Below are 24,213 nucleotides of genomic sequence, written 5' to 3' on the forward strand. Positions count from 1 at the left end.
CTTAATTAGAGCTATCTTTCTCTTTCTTATCGCTAATAAGCATTTTGCCCCCATTTATGCCTTTTGGGCGACTCTCTCCTACCAAGATACCTTTTCTCTCAATCACTAACTCTTGGCTAGAAACTTTACCATCAATATGTCCTAAAGGCATAATCTCTACAATTTCAGCCTCTATTACACCATTAAATTTTCCACTAACCACTAATTTATTGGCATAAATTTCACCCACTATTACACCGGTTTGTCCAATAACTACCGTGCTAGAAGATTCTACCTTACCCTCTAATTCACCATCTACATGTAAATGGCAATTTAAGTGCAACTCACCCTTTATTTTGGTGCCTTGAGCGATAATGGTCGCTGGTCCTGCTTTTGTATTAACTGGTTTATTATTGTTATCAAAGATTGCCATGCAATACTCCTTTCTTTAGTAAAAATATCTTCAAAGTCTTTCATGTTCCACTTGGTAAAATTCATAGGATTGATAGGCTGGTTTAAGAAACGCACCTCATAGTGCAAATGCGGTCCTGTGCTCATTCCTGTGCTACCACTATAGCCTACAATTTGTCCTTTTTTAACAAATTCACCCGTTTTTACCACAATTTTATTCAAATGCGCATAATAAGTCTTAAAGCCAAAGGGGTGGAATATCTTAATTAAATTCCCATAACCCCCATTCCACCCCATACTAGCTAGTCCTGCCACTCCACTCGCACTCGCATATACAGGAGTGTTTATAGCTGTGCTTAAATCTAAACCTGTATGATTATGCAATACATGCAAAATGGGATGAATGCGCTTGCTAAAGGCTGCTGAAACACGCCGATAAGATTCCAAAGGATAATCATTAGGAATAAGGCGCATGATAAAACCTTTTTGTAATCCTGTAATACCTGCTAAATCCAAGCGACTAGAAAAATCACTCTCTTCTTGCTCTTCAGGCTTACTTACCCCCACCACATCTTCTAAATCATTAATGCGTTCACCTGAAAGTTGCAAATCTTCTAAAAATTCGTCCATTTTTAAAGAAAGTTTTTCGTTAGTTTGCTTTTTTTTCTCAAATTCTTCCGTGATTAAGGCATGCTGTTTGCCAATATTTTCAATCTCTTTGTCAAACACCCACAATGAAGTCCCCAAAAAGAGCAAAGAACCCACAATGCTTAAAAGCACATACAAACAGACTTGGCGAAATACCATATGCACATTGATATAACGACTCCCTTTAGAATCCGTAATCATTACAATCAAGCGTCTGTCTAAAAACATGAAAGAATTTCCTTTACCTTATCTCTCCAAAAAAAGAGCATCTTTACCGACATGCTCTTGAAGTTGGGCAATATCTTCTAACACCCAAAAGAGATTTTTCCACTCTATAAATTGACTTTCTAAAAATACGCTTTGAAAATTTTCAAAATTCCATTCCAAGAAAGCATCACTATTTAGAATTTTACCCAAAAATCGCACTTCATAATGCAATTTTTCACCATCGCTATTCCCACTCTTCCCACTATAGCCAATGAGTTGCCCCTTATGCACAAACGCCCTATAGCGCACTACAATATGGTCTAAATGCGCATATACCGAGCTAAAACCAAAAGCATGGTCAATGCGCACCACATTCCCATAACCTACAGAAGAATTGGTTTTGACAAAATCTACAATGCCATCAGCACTCGCATAAACAGGCGTATTAATTGGCACAATAAAATCAATTCCTGATTCAATACCCTTTATGCGTTTTATGGGGTGTAAGCGCTCTTTTGTAGGGACTTTAGCACTATAAGTTGTAAGGGGAGCGCCATTAGGAATAAGCATAAGAGCTAAATTTTTTTGCGCTAGACTGAGATTTTCTAAATCCACCTTATCATAGAGATGATTGCCACCGCCAGCGCCCTTTTTGACCTCAATCAAGGATTCTAAGCCACGAATTTTTTGCCCTACAATAAAAATTTCTTCTCGTTTATTTTTAATCTCTGTTTTTAAGGCATGGTTTTTTTGATAAAGCTTGCTATAGTCTGACAAAACTGCATTACGCTCTATAGTCAATTTATCCATTTTATGGATTAAAAACCGCAACACAACAATGCCAAGCCCTAGCAATAACAAAACAACAAGAATCAATAGCACCACATTGCGCTTTAAGTTCTTAGAAAAATTAAGTTGCTTTGAGCCTTGCTCATCAATGATAGTAATCATTAGCTTATCTTGTAACATGCTTTTCCTTTCGCATTCAAGCTTTCACAAAAACCACGCACTACAGCAAATGAGCCATAAACTAAGTAATTTTGGCTTGTCTCTAAATGGCTTGACTCATACAAATCATATTCTAACTCAAGGCTTTTTAAAATTTCTTTGAGTTTTTCTAATTCTATGACCCTTTCTTCAAATAACTCCAAAATTAAAACCTTTTTAATGAAGGGCTTTAAAATCTCTAACACCTTAAAGGCGTCTTTATCCTTGTAGCAATTATAAATCAAAGTGATTTTTGACTTAAAAACACGCTTGATTTCTTCTTTTAAGGCTTTCGCACTATGGGGGTTATGCCCCACATCAATTAAAATATTAGGTCTTAGAAGCTCTGAGCGCCCCCTTAAATCTAAGGGCTTTAAATGTTGCAAAATGTCTTGCTTGTCTAAGTTATGCTGCATTAAAATTTCAAACGCTTTCAAAGCCACTTCTAAATTAATAGCTAAAAAATTGGCTAAATGATAGCGTTCAACATAGGATTTTACTTCTTTTGAAATTTCATTTTTAATAAAAATCAATTGTGCTTGCTTATCTTTAGCTATCTTTTGAGCCACATTTAAAACAAGCTTAAGTTGTGGAGCCATAACATTAAGGCTACTCATAGCATTTAGCTTAGTCTTTGCAATACTCTCTAAACTATCCCCTAAAAATTCCTTATGGTCATAATCAATAGGTGTAAAAATACTCAGAGTTTTTTTTAGAGCGTTCGTGCTATCAAATTCCCCCCCAAGTCCTGCTTCTAAAATCAAACAATCACAATCTTTGGCTAACATTATGGCGAGCAAGGTAGCGTATTCAAAATACGAGCAAGCGTTACTAAAAGCGTGTTCTTGTAATTTTTGATGGGCGTTTTCTAAGGTCTTTTTATCAATAATAGAGCCATTCAAATAAAAGCGTTCTCTAAATTCAAAAATATGGGGCGATGTGAAATGCAACACCCTAAAATGTTGTTGCAATAATAAAAGAGTGAGAAATCTCCCTGTGCTACCCTTACCATTAGTGCCTACAATATGAACTACTTTCGCTTTAGTCTCAAAAAAAGCACTTTTAAATGCTTTGTAAATTTGAATGAAACGATTGGGGTTAAACTCTTGATATTCTTTACCCTTTAGCCTTAAAAAATCCTCCAAACGCTTATTTTTCATGATTAAACTTCCCCTCATAAGCAATTTGGGCTACAAATTTGGTTAAAGTCTGCTCCACTGCTTGATTGATAGCATAATAGCGGTTATTATAAGTGGCTAGGGGGTCTTGCAAATTCACCGCATAATTATAATACCCACTATCTTGAAAGGTCTTTACTACCCCTCTTTTATTATCATAAGTGTAATTTACATCTACAGTAGCACGATAGAAAGTTGTAAATCCCTCTTTATTTTGCGCGATACTTGTATCAATCACTCTAGTAATTTCTATCGTAATAATAGAATCTGCATCTTTTTCACTTGCTAGGCGGTTTTGAAAGCGTTGTATGATTAAGCGATTGGTTAAATCTTTAAACTCTACAGAGTTTTCGGGGTTAGGCAAATTGACAATGAGTTTCACATACACGCTATCGCCCAAAGCATTTTGAGCGTAAGTTGCAATAGGCTTATACCCACAACCCTTCAAAAGTAACAACAGAATAAAAAGCGCTAAAGCTCTAAAAATCATGCGATGACAAAATTAACTAATTTATTAGGCACATAAATTTCTTTTTTAATACTAGCCCCCTCTAAATACTTCTCTAATTCTTTTTTGGCTAAATCAATTATTTCTTCTTTACTAGCATTAATATTTACTTTCAATTCTGCACGCCTTTTGCCATTGATAGTTAATGCTAAAGTTATCGTATCTTCTATTAAGGCACTCTCATCTATCTCAATGGGCTTAAAATTCTCTCGCTTGAAAAGTTGCTCGCTTAATTCCCAAGCCACATGCGGAATCATAGGTTCTAAAACTTGCAATAATACAAAATACCCTTCACTTAAAACTTGCTCATTAGTTTGTGCATTTAGGGCATTTAAAGCCTCCATACAACTTGCAATCAAAGTATTGAACGCATAAGTGCTTTCTTCTTTATTAAACAATTCAAGCGATTTTTTCAAGGCTTCATAGACCTTTTTACGAGCTAGTTTTTCATTCTCATTCAAGCTAATTTCTTTAAACTCAGGCTTAGAAGTTGTAGGCTTAATAGTGCTTGCTTTATCAAACAAACGCTTGATAAAGCGGTATGACCCTTCTAGTGCGTTATCATTCCATTCTAACTCTTTAGCCGGTGGGGCAGCAAAAAGAATAAAAAGTCTAGCCGCATCGGCACCATATTTTTTAAGGATTTCTTTAGGGCTAACTACATTACCCTTAGACTTACTCATCTTAGCCCCATCTTTTAACACCATACCTTGCGTAACAAGCTGTTTAAACGGCTCATTAAAATCTACATAACCTAAATCTCTTAAAGCCTTAGTAAAAAAGCGAGCGTATAGCAAGTGTAAAATCGCATGTTCAATGCCACCGATATAAGTATCTACTTGCATAAAATACTTCAAATAGTCTTTATCAAACGCTTGATTTTCACGCTTATCTTTTGGGGTTGTATAGCGTAAAAAATACCAGCTAGATTGAATGAAAGTATCCATAGTATCTGTTTCTCTTAGAGCGTCTTTTTGACACTTAGGGCATTGAACAAATTTCCAAGTAGCATGTTTTTCTAAAGGATTACCTTCGCCATCAATAACAATATCTTCAGGTAAAGTTACAGGCAAACGAGTTTCAGGCACAATCCCACAACTCTTGCAATGAATCATAGGAATGGGTGCTCCCCAATACCTTTGACGGCTCACTCCCCAATCTTGTAAGCGGTAGCTTGTAACTCTTTTGCCTAGATTTTCTTTTTCAAAATAAGCCATAATTTCTTCTCTAGCCACCGAACTAGAAAGATTACTCCATTTCCCACTATCTTTTAAAATTTCTTCTTCAGTGCGAGGTAAATTTTGAGAGTTTTGAGTAATGACTTTAATAGGAATGTTATAGAGATTAGCAAACTCAAAATCTCTTTCATCGCATGCTGGCACGCCCATTAACGCTCCAGAGCCATAATTGGCTAGGGCAAAATTAGCCACCCAAACAGGAATTTTCTCTTTTGTTAAAGGATGGATTGTATAAATGCCTAAAAACGCCCCTTTTTTCTCTAAAGCTCTTTCTCTTTGACTCGTATTTAAAATCGCTTTTATGGTCTTTAAAGTCTCTTCATCAATTTGTTTAATGGCATGCTCTACTAAGGGGTGTTCTGGAGCTATAGCTATATAAGTAACTCCATAAATAGTGTCTGCTCTTGTGGTAAAGACTTCAATTTCTTTAATTTTATTACAAGCCTTCAAACACTCATCAGCGATTTTAAAGCTAAATTGTAATCCGCTAGATTTTCCTATCCAATTTTTTTGCATAAGCAAGACTTGAGAAGGCCAATGATTTTCTAAACTCTCTAAATCTTTTAACAATTCATCTGCATAATGCGTGATTTTCAAATAATATTGATTGAGTTCTTTTTGAATAACTTCGCTATCACAACGCCAGCATTTCCCATCTACAACTTGCTCGTTGGCTAAAACGGTTTTATCGTTAGGACACCAATTGAGCATGGCTTTCTTGCGGTAAATGAGTCCTTTTTCCCATAAATCAATGAAAAATTGTTGCTCAAATTTGGTGTAGTCAGAATCTGAAGTAGCCAACTCCCTACTTTTAGCAAAAGAAAAGCCTAGAGCTTCAAACTCTTTTTGCATGTTCTCAATATTTTGATAAGTCCAAGTTTTAGGATGAATACCATGCTTAATGGCGGCATTTTCAGCAGGCATTCCAAAAGAATCAAACCCCATAGGGTGTAACACATTGTAATGATGCAAACGATAATATCGTGCTAGAGCATCACCAATGGTGTAATTACGCACATGCCCCATATGGATTTCTCCACTAGGGTAAGGCAACATGCTTAAAATGTATTTTTTGGGAAGATTAAAATTGTCCTTAGGTTCAAAGCTCTCATTTTGTTGCCAAAATTCTTGCCATTTCTTTTCTATACTTACAAAATCCATTCAATCTCCTAATCCGTATCGCTTGTTACAATGCTTTCTACAATCAAAAATATCAAACAAAATGCGTTGCTAATCAAAGCGCCTATCATCAACACATAAGTTAATGCGAGGTTATTTAAAATCTGCATAAAAATAAATGCTGGCACAATATGCATAATGGCGGCTAAAGAACTAGCTAATAATTCAGAGGCAAAACGCTTGCATACCCCAATCTTAAGCGTAGTAGAAATCAAATTCAATGCCAATGCGCTAAAAAGCACCACAATATTTGGCTCATATAAAAACCCTGCAATGGTCGTCAAACTTACAAGACTAAAGAATACATGAATAACCCGACCCCAATCCATAGAAACTCCTTAAACTTGACCGCCCTCATACAAACGGCGCATTTTTTCCTTTTCTTGAGCTTTCTTAAGCTTTTTAGCCTCATTTTCATAATATTTTTCCATATCAAAGCCCAATAGCACCGCCACTTTAGGGGCAATAAACATAGAGCTATAAGTCCCTACAATCGTGCCTACTAGCATCGGTAATGAAAAACCAATGATAATTTTGCTCCCAAATAGACACAAAATCAACACTACAAAAAACACGGTTAAAGAAGTTAGAAGTGTGCGACTTAAGGTATTAGAAATGGCCTCATTAATCGCACAAGCAACATTGCTAGACCTCTTAGCTAACATTTCCTCTCTAATCCTATCAAAAATAATAATCGTATCGTTGATAGAATACCCAATCAAAGTAAGAAGTGCGGCAATCACCTCTAAATTCATATCAATTTTAAAAACAATCACCGAAGTGGCTACAATAATAACATCATGCACTAAGGCTACAACACTAGCAAGCGCAAAACGCCATTCATAGCGAAAACTCACATAAATCATAATCGCTATTAAAGCTAAAATCAGCGACAAGATTCCCTTTTCTTTTAGCTCACTTCCTACTCTAGGACCTACGGTGTCAAATTTACGGATTTCAAAATCACCACTAGGTTTTAGAATGTTAGCTACTATGGTATTTAAATCTTCGTTTTGAGCTGTTTCTATGAAAGGAAATTTAATTAAAATCTCTTCTTTAGAACCAAATTCACTTACTTGCACACCTTTAAAACGAGCCTCTTTCTCAAATAGTTCACGCACTTCTTTAATAGGAGCATTTTGAGCATAACGCACTTGCACCACGCTCCCCCCAGCAAAATCAATCCCTAAAGAAAACCCCTTAAAGAATAAAAGCCCTAATGCCATAACAACTAGAATTGCTGAAATTACAATCCCATAATTAGAATAACGCATAAAATTGAGAATTTTAGTCTGCTTAAAAATTTCCATTCAAAATCTCCTAAGCTCTCTTATTTTTTATGCCAAACCAAAAATAAAGGCTCTTGGTTTGAGAAAGTTTGGGTAAAAGGGCTTGATAAATCCCTTGTGTACCTACAATAGCAGTGATAATAGAGGCTAAAATTCCAATTCCTGTTGTAAGGGCAAAGCCTTTAATCGCCCCTGTGCCATAGGCATATAATAATACTGAGGCAATTAAAGAAGTGATATTAGAATCAAAAATTGCCCTACTAGCATTAATGTATCCTAAGTGAATAGCCTTAGCAACACTCTCACCCTCTCTTAAAACCTCCCTAATACGCTCATTAATAATGATATTCGCATCTACAGCAATTCCTACGGTCAAAACAATTCCTGCCATTCCGGGTAAGGTCAAGGTTGCTCCAAAAATAGCCATAACAGCGATAATTAAGAATAGATTCACAACAAGTGCTAAACACGCAATCACGCCTGCCATTGAATAATATAACACCATAAAGCCCATAACTAAAATAAAGCCCCCAATTAGAGCGATAATAGAAGTTTTTATACTATCTTTTCCTAAGCTTGGACCTACAATTCTTTTTTCTAAAACTTGAATCGGCGCACTCATAGCCCCACTTCTTAACGCAATTGCCAAATCGCTTGCTTGAGCCACACTAAAGCTCCCACTAATTTGTCCGCTCCCCCCACCAATGCGCTCTCTAATCACTGGAGCTGAATAAACTTTATTATCCAAGACAATTGCCATACGCTTATTGATATTAGCCCCAGAGAAATCTCCAAAAATCTTAGCCCCTTGTGCATCTAAAGTAAAGCTTACTACCGGCTGATGATTTTGGTCATAAACTACTTTAGCATCAGTAAGCATTTCGCCATCTAAAATAGGAATGGCTTTCAATAAAATTTTACCCCCCATTTCTACATAAGGCAAAAGCACATCGCCTAATTTTTGAGCCTCCAAATCTGTCATGTGCATGGCATTTTCATTATGCTCTTCATCTACTGCCATCATTTGTAAATGCGCTGATTTAGAGACCAACTCTCTAGCACGCTGTTCTTCTTCTAAAGTTTTAATACCGGGTAATTGCACTGAGATTTCTTCTTTGCCTTGCTGAATTACCGTAGGCTCTGCTAAACCAAATTGGTCTAAACGATTACGAATGGTTCCAATTACTTGCAAGATAGTGCTTTTACGCAATTCTTCTTGCTCTATAAGAGTGAGTTTCACGCTATAAAACTCTGCCTCTTTCTTAATCTCAAACTTGCTATTGCCTTGCAACTCTAATAAAAGCTTGTCTAACTTGGTAGCATCATCTTCATCTAAAAGCTCAAAAGTAATACCCTCCAAACTAGATTGCACACTTTTGAGTAAAATATTTTGTTTTTTAGCATTATATTCTAAGGCGGACGCTAGACTTAAATACTTGTTTTTTAAGGCCTCATCAGTTTGCACCCCTAAAAGCAAGTTCAAACCCCCTCTTAAATCCAAACCTAGAGTGATTTGAGGCCCTTTGATATGCAACAAAGAGGGCAAGGAAAACCCTACCCCAACCACAAACGCTAAGAAAAAAACCCATAAACGGGCATTAGAAAGTGCTTTCATTAGTTGTTATTAGCGGACTCTTCGTCTAATTTATATGCCACATGATGCTTAGAAAGTTTAACAATCGTTTCATCGTTTAACTTCACGCTAAAAAAGTTTGCCTCAGCCTTGACTACCTCACAAATTAATCCGCCTTGAGAGACAATCTTATCTCCCTTACTTAAGCCCTCAACCATTTCTTTATGTTTTTTTTGTTGTTGGCGTTGGGGGCGAATAATCAAAAAATAAAAGATAAAAAATAGTGCCACCAATGGCAAAATAGAAGTCAAAATTTCTTTGGCTTGTCCCATAAATTTCCTTTTAAAAAGATGAGAATTAACTTTACATTATAACATTTTTATCTTTTTTTAATCTTTAGAGACACTCCCCCTACTATTTTTCTAAAGCTTTTGAGAGGATATACCCTCAATAAAATGCAAGCCTATGCTTGTTTCCTACCCAAAATAGATAAATATAACGCTCCTAAAGCCCCTGAAATCAACGAGCCAAATAAAATGGCAATTTTTGCCACTTCCATAGCGTCTTTATGCTCACTTGTAAAAGCCAAATTAGAGATAAACATAGACATTGTAAAGCCAATTCCAGCTAAAAGCCCCGCTCCTAAAATATGCCACCAACTTATGCCTTTAGGGCGTGCAGTAATTTTTAGTTTTTCGCCTATAAAAGTGATAAGAAAAATTCCTAAAGGCTTACCCAAACAAAGTCCTAAAACCACACCTAAAAAAACTTTATCCACTCCTAAATTTGTATCAGAACTAATGCTTACCCCAGCATTAGCAAACGCAAATAAAGGCATAATAAAATAACCACTCAAAGGGCTTAAAAAATGCTCCAATCTCTCTAATGGGCTTTGCAATTTTGAGGCTTTTTCCTTAAGAATATGCAATAAATCCATTTGCTCCTTATCCAAAAGAGGGTTAGTGTGCTTGTCTTGATGTAATTTCTCAAAATTGCCAATTGCCAATGAAAGCTCTTCAACACTATGCTTTTGCTCTATAGATTTGTTGGGGTTTTTTACAGGAATCATGAAAGCTAAAATAACAGCTGCAATCGTAGCATGGATTCCGCTTGAATGCACAAAAAACCACAATAAAACCCCTAAAAGCAAGTAAGGCGTAAGAGCACGCACATTCAAGCGATTTAGTAGCATTAAGGCTAGAATAACCCCTAAGGCCCCAAAAAGCCATGCAAGTTTTAAATTGGTTGTATAAAATACCGCAATCACTACAATCGCCCCTAAGTCATCAGCTACGGCTAAAGTAATTAAGAAAACCTTTAAAGCCACTGGCACTCTCTTGCCTAAGAGCATAATCACTCCTAAAGCAAACGCAATATCTGTTGCCATAGGGATTCCAAAGCCATGATGAGAGGGCGTATTAGCATTAAGGGAAAAATAAATTAATCCCGGAACTACCATGCCACCAATAGCTGCAATGACAGGAAAAGAGGCCTTTTTAAAATCTGATAACTCCCCAAATAAAAGCTCTCGTTTGATTTCTAAACCAATCATTAAAAAAAAGAGTGCCATAAGCACATCATCAATCCAATGATGCAAGCTAAAACCAATAAAAAAATCGCCCACTTGAAATCCAAAAGGCGTATGCCATAAAGCAAAATAATATTCTTTCAAAAATGAATTAGCTACTATCATAGCCATTACAGCGTTTAAAAAGAGAAAAACCCCTCCAAACGACTCGCTTTTAATGAAGTTTTTTAAAATACCGCTTAATCTGTTTTCTGGTTTATTTTTATTCATTAACTATCCTCTATTTAATAACTAAACCCATAATATCTCAAGCAATTCCTTATTGGCATAGACAATACCAGCTTTCACACTACAAATTGGAATTTGAGATTGGATAAATTTAGCATAGCCATGCACTTGTTGGATATGACCTTGCTGATGATTCTTAGAGCTTTTATAATCTAATACAAAAAAATCTTGTTTTTTATCCCATAATAAGGCATCAATTCTTTGAATAACCCCATTATTTAGAAAAACCACTTCCCCTCTAAGCTTGCAATCTTTAAGAATCTTTTGAAACTCCAAATTATTTTCAAAAAGATTCAAACGATTTTTTAGCAAATTCATATCTAAAGCATAAAAACCATAATGATAATTCAAATATTCTAGCACACTTGTTTGAGGGATATTATACGCATACTGATGTTCCAAGCCCTTATGCAAGGCAATTCCAAAATTAATCGCCTCTTGATTATCGTTCTTTTCATAGTTCTCATCTTGTTCTTCTTCTATCTCTTGAACTTGTTTGCCATAAGCATGAAGATTAATAAATGCGCTTTCTTTTTGAGGCACTATTTCAGAAGAATCCACCAATTCAATCTTACCCTCCTCTAAAGACACAAGCCCTAGCTTTTTACACATGTCTTTTTCATTTTTAGCTACAACAATAAGCCCAAGCCTTGCTCTAGTGAATGCCACATAATAAACATTCATTTCTTCACAACTCTTGCGAAATTTCTCTGCCTCTATAGCCTTTTGATATGCCTCATCAACTATTTCACGATTTTTCATTCTATAATAAAGGCGCTTAAGCTCTGTTCTATCATATTCTTCAAGCAATTTATCTTGATGTGATGTAGCCCTACCCAAACGCTCGCATAAAATCACATAAGGAAATTCCATGCCCTTAGACTTATGAATGGTCATAATCTGTGCGCCTTGCGCTTTCAATGAGGCAATCTCTTTAGCCTCTAGTTTTTCTAAAAATTCATCAGCATCTTGACAAGTAATGGCAAGCTCTAAACAACTCTGTGCCGGCTCTTCATAAAGCTCAAATTGATTCATCACACGCCACACAAAGCTTGCTACGCTCTCTTTTTTTGGCTCAAAGCTAGGCAAAGCTATCACATCATTATGCAAGTATCCGGCAAGCTTTAAAACACTATGTTTATAGAAAGGCTTATAAGGCTCTTTGGCTAGTGCATATTCTAAAGCATTCTTAATAATCTTAGATTCTACAAATTGAGACAAGCTTGCACTAGATTCGGTGCTTGGGTGGATTTCGCTTAAATGCTCTTGTAAATATTGTTTAATCTCTAAAGCATTGTCATTTGTGGCGCATAAAATCGTAATGTCTTTAGGGGCGATATTATGCTCCAAAAGGTTTTTTGCCTCGCATAAAACTTGCTCTAAAAGCATTTCTTTTTCATCAGCCACTAAAGACACTTTCACATAACCTTTGGGTTCTGTTGTCTCTTTGGGACATTTTTGTGGAATATAAGTAGTAGAAAACTTTTTATAGGCTTTTTCAAAGATTTGATTCACATAGGCGATAACTAGGGGTGAGCTACGATAATTAAACTCTAAATTATCTTGATAAAAATCTTTAGAAACTTCTTCAAATAGCGAACTAAAGCTCCCCCTAAAACCATAAATACTTTGCTTTACATCGCCTACAAAAAACACACTTCTTTGCCATTTGGACTGCCCTAATCCGGATTTAATCTCTTCAATAAAGGGAGATAAAATCTCATAATCACTCAAACTTGTATCTTGAAATTCATCAATTAATATATGAGAAATTTTACTATCTAATCTAAAATAAAAGAACTCTGCTGGCATGCTTAAAGTATTTTCATCTTTTAAGCTCAATAGTGCATGCACCTTTTGCTTAATTGCCAAAAAGTCTAGCTCTTGAAACCCCCTTAAAGCTTGTTTATACCACTTAATAACCTTTGGGAAAATTTCAAAAAACTCCCGCTCTCTCACTTCATAATAATGCCTTAACTCCTCTTCAATAGCCTCACATTCTGTATCTAAAGTAGGAACTTTATCCCTAAATTTTTTAAAAAACCTATATTCACCCTTTTGTTGTAGCCAAGTTAAGGTGCTGTTTAAAAATTCTTGCAAACTCTCGCATTTAATAGCCTTTTTAGCGCTATCTGAGGCCTCCTCTATAGCTAGAATTTTATCTTTTAGATTTCTTAATTTATTAAGCAAGCTCTTTTCATCAAAGCTAGGTTTAGCTTGAGAAAAAGATTCAAATAAATGCGCTCTATTTTCCAAAGAACGAATAAGCTCTAAAATCTGTTGGCTTTGATAACTCTCATGGCTTAAACAACGCCCCACAAAAGCACCAAGTTCTTTGAATTGCACTTCATTTAAAGCCCCTAAAAACCGCTCATCTAATAATGCTTGATATGCTTTAGCGTTTTCATTCACATCAAAATTAGCGCTCAAATTAGCATACCAGCAAAACTTTCTTAAAATGCTTTGGAAAAACGCATCAATGGTGCTAACCTTAATATCTGCATTCAAAAACAGCTGATATATATTCTTGGCACGCTCTAAGACAAAAGTAGGCTCTAGGGCATAATGAGACTGCAAGGTCTCTAAAATCGCTGTTGTAGTCTTGTCTTCTTTGTTGTAATTTTGCAAATCTTTTAGGGCGTTTAACACACGATTTTTCATCTCAGCAGCTGCTTTCTTAGTGAAAGTAAGCGCTAAAATCTCACTAGGATTAGCCCCTTTAAAAAGTAACGCCAAAAACCGCACGCTTAAAGCAAAAGTTTTTCCACTTCCTGCTGAGGCCTTTAAAGCCATGCATTGTCTGTTTGTATCCATTGAAATAGCCCTAATCTCGCCCTTTTAAATAAAGGTATTTTGTTGTCATTATATCTAAAAGCACCTAGTACTTGAAAAATCTCTCACTCGCCCCTATAAAATAACTATAAAATAAGGATAATTTTGCTACAATCATGGGGTTTTGTCGCTTTTTTACAAAAAGGACAAAAACAGCGTCAAATTCACACATGCTAATCCTTATTTTAGGTGTTCTTAAAGACTTTTAAGAATTAAATGAGCATGGAGGAAGAGAACCAAAAACAACTTTAAGGAGCATATTCATGGTAACCATGAAAGATTTATTAGAATGCGGTGTGCATTTTGGACACCAAACAAGGCGTTGGAATCCTAAGACTAAAAAATTTATTTTTGGTGTTAGAAAGAATATCCATATTATTGATTTGCAAAAAACTTTGCGCTACTTTAGATACACTTATAACATCGTGCGTGATGCTACTGCACAAGGTAAGAGTATTATGTTTGTAGGAACAAAAAAACAAGCGAATGAGACTTTAAAAGAATTTGCTGAAAGCATTCAAGTTCCTTATGTAAACTATCGCTGGCTTGGTGGAATGCTCACAAACTTCAGCACCATTAGAAAATCCGTAAGAAAATTAGAAATCATTGAAGAAATGGAAAATAGCGGTCAAATTGACTTATTGACCAAAAAAGAAAAGCTAATGATTCTAAGAAAAAAAGAAAAATTAGACAAATATCTTGGTGGTGTGCGCCATATGAAAAAAATCCCTGATATGATTTTCATCATTGATGTGGCTAAAGAAAAAATTGCTGTAGCAGAGGCTAGAAAACTTCATATCCCTATTGTTGCGCCATTAGATACTAACTGCGACCCTGATTTAGTAGATTACCCAATTCCGGGAAATGATGATGCGATTCGCTCTATTAGATTATTCTGCAAAGAAATGAGTGAGGCAATTTTAGAGGGAAGAGAGCTTATGCAAGAAGAAATCGCTCATTCTGATGAAAACAATCAAGAAGTAGAGTTTGTAAGTAACGAAGAAAAAGAAGAAGTGATTGCAGAAATCAAAGAAGAGCTTGCTCAAATTAAGGAGAGTGAATAATGGCAGAAATTAGCGCACAATTAGTCAAGCAACTAAGAGATTTAACTGATGCGGGCATGATGGATTGTAAGAAAGCCCTTGTAGAAGTAGGTGGAGACCTACAAAAAGCGATTGATTTCTTGCGTGAAAAAGGCTTAAGCAAAGCCGCTAAAAAAGCTGATAGAGTCGCTGCTGAGGGCGTGGTTGCTTTAGAAGTGGCGAGCGATTTTAAAAGTGCGGTTATGGTAGAAATCAATAGTGAAACAGATTTTGTAGCTAAAAATGAGGGCTTTAAAGAATTAGTTAAAAAGACTTTAGAAACTATCAAAACCCATAACACCCACACCACAGAAGAGCTACTAAAAAGCTCGTTAGACAACAAGCCTTTTGAGGAGTATTTGCATTCTCAAATCGCAGTTATTGGCGAAAACATCTTAGTGAGAAAAATCGCTAATTTTAAAGCCCCTAGCTCTCATATCATCAATGGTTATGCGCATTCTAACGCTAGAGTGGGCGTGTTAATCACCATGAAATACAATGATGAGAAAAACGCTAAAAAAGTTGCTGAACTAGCAAGAAATATCGCTATGCATGCAGCAGCGATGAAACCCCAAGTATTAGATTGCAAAGACTTTAGCCTTGACTTTGTCAAAAAAGAAACTCTAGCTTTGATTGCTGAAATTGAAAAAGACAATGAAGAAGCTAAACGCTTAGGCAAACCTTTAAAAAACATTCCTACTTTTGGCAGTAGCATTGAATTAAGCGATGAAGTTCTAGCTAATCAAAAGAAAGCCTTTGAAAACGAATTAAAAGAGCAAGGCAAGCCTGAGCAAATCTGGGATAAAATCGTTCCAGGGAAAATGGAAAGATTTATCGCTGATAACACACTCATTGACCAACGCCTAACCCTTTTAGGACAATTCTATGTTATGGATGATAAAAAGACTATCGCTCAGGTGGTCGCTGACTATTCAAAAGAATTAAACGATTCTTTAGAAATCACTGAATATGTGCGTTTTGAGCTAGGCGAAGGCATTGAGAAAAAAGTAGAAAATTTCGCTGAAGAAGTTGCCTTACAAATGAAATAAGTTTGATGAAATAGTTTTTTTAGAAAATAACCTTAAAAGGTTATTTTCTCTCTACTTTTTTAACCTACCCTATTTAATCTCATTTTTTTAACTCTTTTATTATTCCTTATTTTTTTAAGAAAGCCTACTTTTAAACTATAATCAATGCTGTTCTATCAAGCGATTTTACACCCCTAGATTTAAAGAAATTTTTATGTTTGCCATTATTTTTTAGCTATTCAACCAACCCTTGAACCCCCAAAATTTAGGCACTCTTTAAGCTAAGTCTAAGTCTACTATAATCAAAAGATTTTAAAGAAAACTTAAAATTAAAAGTGTTTGTAAAAATTTGATAATGAGTAAAAAATAAAAGGAATTATATGAAAAAAGCCTTTGTGGTTGACTTAAGCAAAGAAAGTCAAAGAATTTTAGCCACATACTATACAGACCATAGCACAAGCAATCAAGCTAATGAAGTAGCTAGAAAAATTTATGAACTGATTAAAAAAGCCAAGCATTCTAACAATGATATAGCTTTAAATCACAATGAAATTAAAAAAGCCTTTTTTAACCCCTTTATGCCACAGCTAAAAAATGCCCAAGTGTTTCTCTCACATTCACATAGAGATGAAAAACAAGTCTTAAAGGTCAAAAATTATTTAGAAAGCAATACAAATTGCAAAGTGTTTGTGGATTCACTCTTTTGGGATTATAAAGATGAAATTCTAAACGAAATAGCGGAATACGATGATGATATCAGCGAGATTGAAGATGCTTTCACGCTCATTCTTAGAGAATCTTTAGAAATAATGATTCAAAAATGCCCTTATTTTGTGTTTCTACAAAGCAAGAACAGCATTTCCTATCAAGGACTATCAAGTATTACTTATTCAGCATGGATTTATGAAGAGCTAAAAATTGTTAATGCCTTTCTACAAAAACCACGCATTACAGCCATGCGTGTTTCTCACAACATCACAGAATTATTAAAAGGATTTGAAACCATCTCTCTTGATAATTTATGTGAATTGATTATAAAAAAATGAATTTTAATCTTATAACAAAGGATACAGAATGAAAACTTATCAAAAATTACTGGGTGCAAGCTGTTTGGCACTATATTTAGTAGGCTGTGGTGGTGGCGAATCACCGGTTGAGATAGTTAACTATGGAACTAAACTGCAAATAAACTCCAAAATAGATAATATTACTCTTGAAAATCTCAAGCTCAATCGTGGGAATTGTGAATATTCCACTCTACAAGTCCCCATAAGTTTAGAAAGGCTTACGCGAGAAAAAGAAGGGCTTGAAAACACTAAACAACGCTTTGAAAAAGCCTTAAACGCAACCCAACAAGAAATCACTCTTGAGCAACAATCCTTAAAAGAGTTTGAAAACAAAATGAAAGGACTAGACACAATTGAGAAATACTATGATTGGGATTTTAGCACAGAAAATAAACTTGATACACTAGATGAAAACTCTAAGCAATACATGCAACTACAGAAACAGAGAGCTTTTATATTTGATTATCTCAAGAAATCACTTTCAAGCGAATCGCTTCCTGATATCTATTATGCACTTAAGTTCTTTTATGCCCTTAAAAAAGATATTGCAAATATATTTACTGCAAATGGAATTAAAAAAGACATTGCGGAAAAAGCAAATAGAGCATACAATACAGCGAGAAAAGTTAATGAATATACATATCTTAATTGGATGCACTATTATCAAGGAGGTCCAGGTATAGAGTTAAATGCAGAGATAGAATCAGAACTAAAAATCTTGAAAAACTACGCTGATTATATCAATAACCAAAAAATTTCCACAACTGCATCAGAGCTTATTGCAATCTACAATAAGATAAAAGACCACTATAGATTTAACTCATCATTTATAAAGTCTATCAATGAAAAATTACCCACTATAACCAACTTTCTTTTTAAAGAAATTGTGAGTAGCGCCCCAGAAAAACTTAGGGCAATAACAGATAAAGAACTGCAACCATTGACAGAAGACTTGCAAAAAATACCAAGCTAAGTTAAATGAAGTAACCAACAAGCTCCAAGAGATAGACCAAAAAATCAAAGAGTTGCAAGACAAACATATCCCCATGCTACAAGAATTGAAGTTTGGCGAGTCTGCAACTATCTCTTATAAATGCTCAAAACTCTTAGAGGCTGAACTTCAAACCAATAAAGGCACTTATAAATTTAACTTTGAGAAAAAATAAGCCATAAGCAATGGATAACAACCCCATAGACAGAGAAAAAATCCTTGTAGAAGAGCTGAAAATTTTGCAAGGTGTTATCAATAGAATGGCACAAAATTCTTTAGAATGTAAGAAATGGACTCTTGCTTTGGCTGTAGGGGTCTTATCTCTTAAAATAGAGTCAATTTCTAATCTTTATGGATTATGTGTTTTAGCGGTATTGTTACTATGCTTTTGGTTTTTAGATGCGTATTATCTCAAACAAGAAAGGTTATTTAGAGAGCAATATAAGTGGCTCATAGAAAATAGACTTAAGACTGATGAAAGAATGTTTGAAGTTTTACCTATTAAGAAAACTTGCAAACTACTGCAAGTCTTATCTGTCATGTTTTGCCATAAATCAATTAGTCTTTTCCCCTATATGGCGTTAACTTTGTGTTTAGTGGTCTATGGTCTCTGTTTTTTTATCAAATAGATATTGTAGTTTCTTTAATGCTTTTGGCTTTGATTGGCTATTCTTTATAAAAGTCTTTCAAATATTTTGTTCTAAACTTTAGCCTTAAACAACGCTACGCATCCCACTATTTCTATTTTTACTTCTTTAAAATAGTGTTCTAAAACACGCTTTAAGCTTTCTTTGTTATCGTGGAGATTAGAGAAGATGCCTTTTTGGTTGTAAATTTTCATAAGCTTTGAGCCTAGTTTGTTATGATTAAAATTTAAAATCGTGCTACCAAATACGCATGCCCCCTTATTCAATAAGGGTCGTAGATATTCAAAGCACTTGCCTTTTTGCTCCAAATTCCCGGGTAAGCAATGTAATAAATAATTCACGCTCATTGAATCAAAAGGCTCACAATCTAGCTTAATGGGCTTTAAAACATCTACTTGATAAGCCTTAGCTTTTAGGGGTAAAAGGCGATTTTGTGTCATTTCTAGACTATTAGGGTTTAAGTCTAGTAATGCAATTTTTTCTAAAGGGCATTTTTTGAGATAATAGCCTGTCCCTACGCCGACATCAGCGTGATTAGAACTGACATTTTGCAAAAACAAATTTTCTATCCTTTTAGTTTCACAACGCCAAAAAAAGCGGTTAGATATGCCTAAAACCCATAAATCATAGATTTTTAATACCCATGGATTATAAATAGCCTGCCCTTGATGAGTATCCAAGAAAAATCCTTATTGTATAAAAGTAAATGGATATTATACAAAAGAATGATTTAACTAAGTTAAAAAACGCCTATTTTGAATCACTTAACAAGGATATGCAAACATTCCTTGGTGTGCGTGGCTTTTTGCGCGCGTTTGCTGTCAGCTTTAAAGCGTGTGTAAGTTTTTGTGGCTAATGAGTAAGTGCCGTATTTCTCTAAGATATTTCTAATCTCTGTTTCACTCATAAGCCCTTCGTTGTTGTAGCTTAAAAAGATGTGTTTGAATCGGGCTTTTTTTATCAAATTTTCAAAAGCGTTTAAAATTTTAGCACGAGAGCAATAAGATGATTTTTGATAGTTAGGCAAGCCGGTTTTTCCCTTTGGAATGAAAGGCTTGTAAGTGGCAATCGTGTTTAATAAATGGTAATTCGCTCCGTATTGTCTCGCATTATAAGGGGGGTCTAAATACAAAATATCCCCCGAAATCTTTTCAATCAAATCATTAGAATCTTGCTGATACACTTCGTTTGAATTTTGACTCAAATCAAAATGAGCGCTTTCTAATATCAGTTCTTTTGATGCGCTTCTTTTGAGTTGCTTTAAAAAAGCTCCATAAACCGAAGCGGTGTTAGCCACCTTATCCGCACTCTCTAATAATGAAGCGAGCAAAAAGTAATAGGTGTTGCTATCAATGCTTTGAGAAAGTTTGAGTTCTTCAATTTTTAAACGCATCGCATCAATTTTTTGAGCGTTTATTTCGCTAAAATATTGCCTTTTGCTCCCCCCTAAAGAATAATGCGAATAGATAAAGCCTTTTTTTAAAGTAACGCTATTAAGCATGTTAATGAGCTCTTCTTTATTAGGAATTTCTTTAGTGTTATAAATATAATTTTGATTCAGCACAAAGCTATAATACTCCAAATCATTAGAAATCACTTTTCTAACAGCTCGTTTAAACGCACGACCCACAATGCCTGTGCCAGCGAATAAATCACAAAAAATAGCGTTAGAGAGATTGTTGCCCACAACAGCGTGAATATTTTCTTTGATAAAAGCAATGAGCTTGTATTTAGAGCCGATGTAGTTCATTATTTGGTGCTTGTATATTGGATTTTTTCAAAAGAGATATCGCTACCATTAATGCTAAATTCTATGTATTGTAACATAACTTGATTGCGATTGTTGAAATCTAATATCTCATCTTTGAAAAATTGCCATTCTCTTGAAGTCTTATCAATCGCTCTTGCAATAATCATAGGAACTATCCTTGGATAACTATGATTAGGAAGATAGTATTGCTTTAACCAATCACAATAACGCTGTAATTGACAGCTAATGCCTCCATAAATAGGTGTAGATTTTAATTCAATAGGGATAATTTTCCTTAAATTATCTGCCCTATCTATCACATCTATTAAAATATCAATGCGTTGCATGCCCACACCACAAGAAACTTCATTGCCAATCCAATTAATTTGCCAATTAACCTGCCAACTAGGAAGTAAATTTTCTAAATTTTGCAAGATATAAGCTTGCAAATGCGTTTCAAACTGATTGCCTTTATTGTATTTAGTGAGCAATCTGGGTAATATGCTAATTGGTTCTTGTCTGCCATCATAAAAAGTCGGAGCATCATTTTGACATGCTTTTATGGTTTGGCTCTCTTTGTCAAAATAAAAAGAGTTTGGCTGATTAAAACAATCATAAATGGCTTGACTTTGATTTTCATATGCCAACCATTTGCGCAAATATTCACTTTCATATAGCGTAATCATAGTATTGCCACGATTTCCCTTAAGTTTGCGATAAATCAAACTCCAACACATTTGATTAGGTTCTTGTATGCATGCGATATTATCCAAAGCGTTGTATTCGCTAACCCCCTTTGGATAAACCAAATAAGGCTTAATTAAAACTCTAAAGGTTAAAGATTTGCCTAAATCATTTTTTAGATATTGCAAACCATCATTATTATCTAAAAACAATCTTGATGCAGCTTGAAAGATACCATAAAATTTCCCTTCATAAACCCCTTCACTAAAATTTTGTTGCAAATAAAATAGAATAAAATCACCCTCTCTAATCCTAGAACCATCTGCTATCATTCCTAGTAAATTATTTTCCGTTGCAAAATGGATAGGGGTCTCAAAAGAATTATTAAAATTTATTACGCACTCTCCTGCTCCTGTCCCAGCAAATAAATAACGCAAATGAATATCAAAAGTCCTTGTATCCACAATAAAAACATGTGTAGTTGCCATTTCTTATCCTCCAAAGCTATATATTTTATAAAAATAGAACTATATTTTAACATATTGCAAAAGCGAAATCTTAATCAAGCAATCCTAATTAAGTGAGTTTTAGCTAAAAAAGTCTTTTGATAAGTCTAAAAATTTCACAATGAAGTTTAACCTAAAGCCCACAAAGAGCTTTGGTTAATTAAAAATGAAAGCTTACACGAATTCAATCGTAGCGAGCGTAGAAGCATCCCCTCTTCTAAAGGTGGTGCGTTGGATTCTTGTATAACCACCATTTCTTTCTGCATATTTAGGTGCGATTTCAGTTACAAGCTTGTGAGTAGCTTCCTTATTTTGCAAATACGCAAAAACATGACGGTGTGCGTTAAAATCACCATTGCGAGCCACTGTAGTTAGTTTCTCAATATAACTGCGTAATTCTTTCGCCTTGTAAATTCCGGTTTCAATTTTATTGTGTTCAATCAAAGCAATCGCTAAATTTTTTAACAATGCTTTTCTGTGTGAGCTTGTTCTGCCAAGCTTGCGGTATCCATGCCTATGTCTCATTAGTCATTACCTCCCTTGTCTTCTAGTCTTTCTAATCTTTTTTTCAAATTTTCTTTCTGTTCAGCACTCAACTCTGTGCCTATAGGATAGCCTAAATCACTAAGCTTTTCTGCGATTTCATCATAGGACTTCTTGCCCATATTTTTTACGCCCTTAAGCTCGTCTTCACTCATTAAAACGAGTTCACCCACATACTTAATGCCAATTTTATCCAAGCAATTAAAACATCTAGCGCTTAAGTTCATAGTTTCAATCTTAGCGAGCAAGTCCTTAGAATCATCTTTATGAGAATAATCGCTTGAATGCTCAGTATTTGCAATAGGGGTCTCGCCAAAAACACCCAATTGCTTACCCATAACCTTTACTGCTGCTAAAAACGCATCATAAGGGTCAACTTGTCCATCTGTTTCAATATTGAAAATAATTTTTTCATAGTTAGGGTCGCCCTCAACCAAAACATTTTCAATATCATAAACCACATTCTTAATTGGTGTAAAAGAGCAATCTAAAGGCATGTAATCCTCTGGCACTAAATGGCGCACATTTTCACTAGGCACATAGCCCATACCCTTATAAATAATAAGAGAAAAATTTAGTTGCGCATCTTCATTGATAGTTGCTAAAGGCATCTCTGGATTTACAATTTCTACATGCTCAGAGGCTAAGTCTTTAGCCTTAAGCTCTCTAGGCCCTTTAAAAGAATAATCCACTACAACAGACTGAGATTCTTGAGTCATTTCTTGGTTGTCTAAAGCCTTAGCCACGAAACGAATATTCTTTAAATTCATAATAAAGAGAGACACATCTTCAGTAACTCCCCTTAAAGAATCAAATTCATGGTGAACACCCTCAATTTTCAGCCCTACGGGTGCATATCCCACAGAGCTTAAAAGCAATAATCTTCTAATAGGGTGAGCAAGTGTAACGGCATAACCAAACTCAAACGGAGCTAGAGAAATCTTGACACGATTACCCTCTTTCTCTAGCACCTTGATTTCTGAGGGAATCAAGGGCGCTGTTTTGATAAATTTCATGCTCTAACCCCTTACTTAGAATACAATTCTACGATTAGTCTTTCCTCAATGGGGATAACCACTTCTTCTCTTTCAGGATAGCGAGTAAAGATACCATATTTCTTATCTTTCTCTACATCAATCCAAGGAACAATGCCTGTTTGAGCAGTTAAATCCATTGCACGCATTACTTGAGGATTATTCTTAGTTTTTTCAATAATCTCAACTTTTTGACCTGAACGCACAAAATAAGATGGAATATCTAAGCGCTTACCATCTACAAGCACATGCCCATGTGTTACTAATTGTCTAGCAGAACTTCTAGTCGTAGCAAATCCCATGCGATAAACTACATTATCCAATCTTCTCTCAATCAAACGAATGAGATTTTCCCCCGTATTACCATCTAAGCGGTTAGCCTCTACAAAAATACTTCTAAATTGCTTTTCAGAAATACCATACATCATTTTGGCTTTTTGCTTTTCTCTTAATTGCAAACCATATTCAGAGATTTTAGCGCGTCTTTGTCCATGCTGACCCGGTCCATATGCTCTCTTATCAAGAGCGCTTTTTCCACTTAGTCTTCTTTCGCCTTTTAATGCTAAAGAAACTCCAAAACGCCTTTCTAATTTCTCTACTGCACCTCTATATCTTGCCATAAAACCTCCTTATACTCTTCTTCTTTTAGGCGCTCTGCAACCATTATGAGGAAGAGGGGTAATATCTTTAATCCAAAGCACTTTAATGCCCTCAGTTGCACCTACACTTTTAATGGCAGTTTCACGCCCACTTCCGGGACCTTGAACCTTAATGCCTACTTCTTTAACACCATGTTCTTTAGCTTTGCCTAAAGCGCTCTCTACAGCTTGCTGAGCTGCATAAGGGGTAGATTTTTTAGAACCCTTAAAACCTAATCCACCCGCTGTGCTCCAACAAATCACATTGCCCATTTCATCAGTAACTGTGATGTTGGTATTATTGAAAGTTGCTGAAATATAAACAACCCCTCTAGCGATGTTCTTTTTGACGACTTTCTTTTTAGTCGCTGTGTTTCTTTTAGCCATAAAACCATAAT

Annotated in this window: 25 protein-coding genes; 6 read left to right on the plus strand and 19 right to left on the minus strand. The window is 35.3% G+C overall.

The genetic code is table 11. The annotated features are described in order from the left end of the window. Position 1: 1 nt before the first annotated feature. The 12 genes from HCW_RS00495 to HCW_RS00550 form a co-directional block, all read right to left on the minus strand. Positions 2 to 412 carry a bactofilin family protein gene (locus tag HCW_RS00495; RefSeq protein ID WP_014660272.1) on the minus strand — a complete coding sequence of 137 codons (411 nt, stop codon included), beginning with the start codon at positions 410 to 412 and terminating at the stop codon, positions 2 to 4. Then, positions 331 to 1,266, minus strand: coding sequence for a M23 family metallopeptidase (locus tag HCW_RS00500; RefSeq protein WP_014660273.1), 936 nt, complete (start codon positions 1,264 to 1,266; stop codon positions 331 to 333). The genes HCW_RS00495 and HCW_RS00500 overlap by 82 nt, the downstream gene beginning before the upstream one ends. Positions 1,267 to 1,284: 18 nt before the next feature. Continuing rightward, entirely contained in the window at positions 1,285 to 2,214 is a 930-nt protein-coding gene (locus HCW_RS00505) for a M23 family metallopeptidase (RefSeq protein WP_014660274.1), read from the minus strand. Then, the gene (locus HCW_RS00510; RefSeq protein ID WP_014660275.1) at positions 2,196 to 3,392 is read right to left on the minus strand and encodes a Mur ligase family protein; all 1,197 of its coding nucleotides are present in this window, start codon (positions 3,390 to 3,392) and stop codon (positions 2,196 to 2,198) included. Before HCW_RS00510 ends, HCW_RS00505 begins: the two co-directional genes overlap by 19 nt. After that, positions 3,382 to 3,900 carry an LPS assembly lipoprotein LptE gene (lptE, locus tag HCW_RS00515; protein WP_014660276.1) on the minus strand — a complete coding sequence of 173 codons (519 nt, stop codon included), beginning with the start codon at positions 3,898 to 3,900 and terminating at the stop codon, positions 3,382 to 3,384. Before lptE ends, HCW_RS00510 begins: the two co-directional genes overlap by 11 nt. Beyond that, entirely contained in the window at positions 3,897 to 6,317 is a 2,421-nt protein-coding gene (gene leuS / locus HCW_RS00520; RefSeq protein WP_014660277.1) for a leucine--tRNA ligase, read from the minus strand. The genes lptE and leuS overlap by 4 nt, the downstream gene beginning before the upstream one ends. 8 nt (positions 6,318 to 6,325) lie before the next feature. Next, complete coding sequence (locus HCW_RS00525) at positions 6,326 to 6,664, minus strand: DUF6394 family protein (protein ID WP_014660278.1); 339 nt, start codon at positions 6,662 to 6,664, stop codon at positions 6,326 to 6,328. A 9-nt stretch (positions 6,665 to 6,673) separates the two neighbouring features. Then, positions 6,674 to 7,645 carry a protein translocase subunit SecF gene (secF, locus tag HCW_RS00530; RefSeq protein WP_014660279.1) on the minus strand — a complete coding sequence of 324 codons (972 nt, stop codon included), beginning with the start codon at positions 7,643 to 7,645 and terminating at the stop codon, positions 6,674 to 6,676. Positions 7,646 to 7,655: 10 nt separating this feature from the next. After that, positions 7,656 to 9,239: a protein translocase subunit SecD gene (gene secD, locus HCW_RS00535; protein WP_014660280.1), complete on the minus strand. Its 1,584-nt coding sequence runs from the start codon at positions 9,237 to 9,239 to the stop codon at positions 7,656 to 7,658. Next, complete coding sequence (yajC, locus tag HCW_RS00540) at positions 9,239 to 9,529, minus strand: preprotein translocase subunit YajC (protein ID WP_014660281.1); 291 nt, start codon at positions 9,527 to 9,529, stop codon at positions 9,239 to 9,241. Before yajC ends, secD begins: the two co-directional genes overlap by 1 nt. 131 nt (positions 9,530 to 9,660) lie before the next feature. Continuing rightward, positions 9,661 to 10,995 carry a sodium/proton antiporter NhaA gene (gene nhaA / locus HCW_RS00545; RefSeq protein WP_014660282.1) on the minus strand — a complete coding sequence of 445 codons (1,335 nt, stop codon included), beginning with the start codon at positions 10,993 to 10,995 and terminating at the stop codon, positions 9,661 to 9,663. A gap of 21 nt (positions 10,996 to 11,016) precedes the next feature. Beyond that, entirely contained in the window at positions 11,017 to 13,827 is a 2,811-nt protein-coding gene (locus HCW_RS00550) for a RecB-like helicase (RefSeq protein WP_014660283.1), read from the minus strand. Positions 13,828 to 14,108: 281 nt separating this feature from the next. Here HCW_RS00550 and rpsB point away from each other — a divergent pair, with 281 nt between their 5' ends. The 6 genes from rpsB to HCW_RS00580 all read left to right on the plus strand — a co-directional run bounded on the left by rpsB (position 14,109) and on the right by HCW_RS00580 (position 18,642). After that, positions 14,109 to 14,909: a 30S ribosomal protein S2 gene (gene rpsB / locus HCW_RS00555; protein WP_014660284.1), complete on the plus strand. Its 801-nt coding sequence runs from the start codon at positions 14,109 to 14,111 to the stop codon at positions 14,907 to 14,909. Then, on the plus strand, positions 14,909 to 15,976 hold the full coding sequence (gene tsf, locus HCW_RS00560) for a translation elongation factor Ts (RefSeq protein WP_014660285.1): 1,068 nt from the start codon (positions 14,909 to 14,911) through the stop codon (positions 15,974 to 15,976). Before rpsB ends, tsf begins: the two co-directional genes overlap by 1 nt. A 359-nt stretch (positions 15,977 to 16,335) precedes the next feature. Continuing rightward, a complete protein-coding gene (locus HCW_RS00565; RefSeq protein ID WP_014660286.1) occupies positions 16,336 to 17,001 on the plus strand; it encodes a toll/interleukin-1 receptor domain-containing protein in 666 nt (221 codons plus the stop codon). Between the two features lie 28 nt (positions 17,002 to 17,029). Beyond that, positions 17,030 to 17,995, plus strand: coding sequence for a hypothetical protein (locus HCW_RS08990; RefSeq protein ID WP_231283028.1), 966 nt, complete (start codon positions 17,030 to 17,032; stop codon positions 17,993 to 17,995). 52 nt (positions 17,996 to 18,047) lie between these two features. Continuing rightward, positions 18,048 to 18,188: a hypothetical protein gene (locus tag HCW_RS09630; protein ID WP_231283029.1), complete on the plus strand. Its 141-nt coding sequence runs from the start codon at positions 18,048 to 18,050 to the stop codon at positions 18,186 to 18,188. Positions 18,189 to 18,198: 10 nt separating this feature from the next. Then, entirely contained in the window at positions 18,199 to 18,642 is a 444-nt protein-coding gene (locus tag HCW_RS00580; RefSeq protein WP_014660287.1) for a hypothetical protein, read from the plus strand. Between the two features lie 71 nt (positions 18,643 to 18,713). Here the strand turns inward: HCW_RS00580 and HCW_RS00585 are convergent, their stop codons facing one another. From HCW_RS00585 to rpsK, 7 genes are all read right to left on the minus strand, one after another. Then, positions 18,714 to 19,340, minus strand: a complete 627-nt coding sequence (locus HCW_RS00585; protein ID WP_014660288.1) for a class I SAM-dependent methyltransferase — start codon at positions 19,338 to 19,340, stop codon at positions 18,714 to 18,716. An 80-nt stretch (positions 19,341 to 19,420) separates the two neighbouring features. Beyond that, the gene (locus HCW_RS00590; RefSeq protein WP_014660289.1) at positions 19,421 to 20,410 is read right to left on the minus strand and encodes a DNA adenine methylase; all 990 of its coding nucleotides are present in this window, start codon (positions 20,408 to 20,410) and stop codon (positions 19,421 to 19,423) included. Continuing rightward, entirely contained in the window at positions 20,410 to 21,582 is a 1,173-nt protein-coding gene (locus HCW_RS00595) for a hypothetical protein (protein WP_014660290.1), read from the minus strand. The genes HCW_RS00590 and HCW_RS00595 overlap by 1 nt, the downstream gene beginning before the upstream one ends. A 192-nt stretch (positions 21,583 to 21,774) precedes the next feature. Then, positions 21,775 to 22,125, minus strand: a complete 351-nt coding sequence (rplQ, locus tag HCW_RS00600) for a 50S ribosomal protein L17 (protein WP_014660291.1) — start codon at positions 22,123 to 22,125, stop codon at positions 21,775 to 21,777. Then, entirely contained in the window at positions 22,125 to 23,159 is a 1,035-nt protein-coding gene (locus HCW_RS00605) for a DNA-directed RNA polymerase subunit alpha (RefSeq protein WP_014660292.1), read from the minus strand. Before HCW_RS00605 ends, rplQ begins: the two co-directional genes overlap by 1 nt. 11 nt (positions 23,160 to 23,170) lie before the next feature. Continuing rightward, the gene (rpsD, locus tag HCW_RS00610) at positions 23,171 to 23,797 is read right to left on the minus strand and encodes a 30S ribosomal protein S4 (protein WP_014660293.1); all 627 of its coding nucleotides are present in this window, start codon (positions 23,795 to 23,797) and stop codon (positions 23,171 to 23,173) included. A gap of 9 nt (positions 23,798 to 23,806) precedes the next feature. After that, a complete protein-coding gene (rpsK, locus tag HCW_RS00615; RefSeq protein ID WP_014660294.1) occupies positions 23,807 to 24,202 on the minus strand; it encodes a 30S ribosomal protein S11 in 396 nt (131 codons plus the stop codon). Positions 24,203 to 24,213 lie beyond the last annotated feature (11 nt).

The sequence above is a fragment of the Helicobacter cetorum MIT 00-7128 genome (genome assembly GCF_000259255.1).
GTDB classification, from domain to species: Bacteria; Campylobacterota; Campylobacteria; order Campylobacterales; family Helicobacteraceae; genus Helicobacter; species Helicobacter cetorum_B.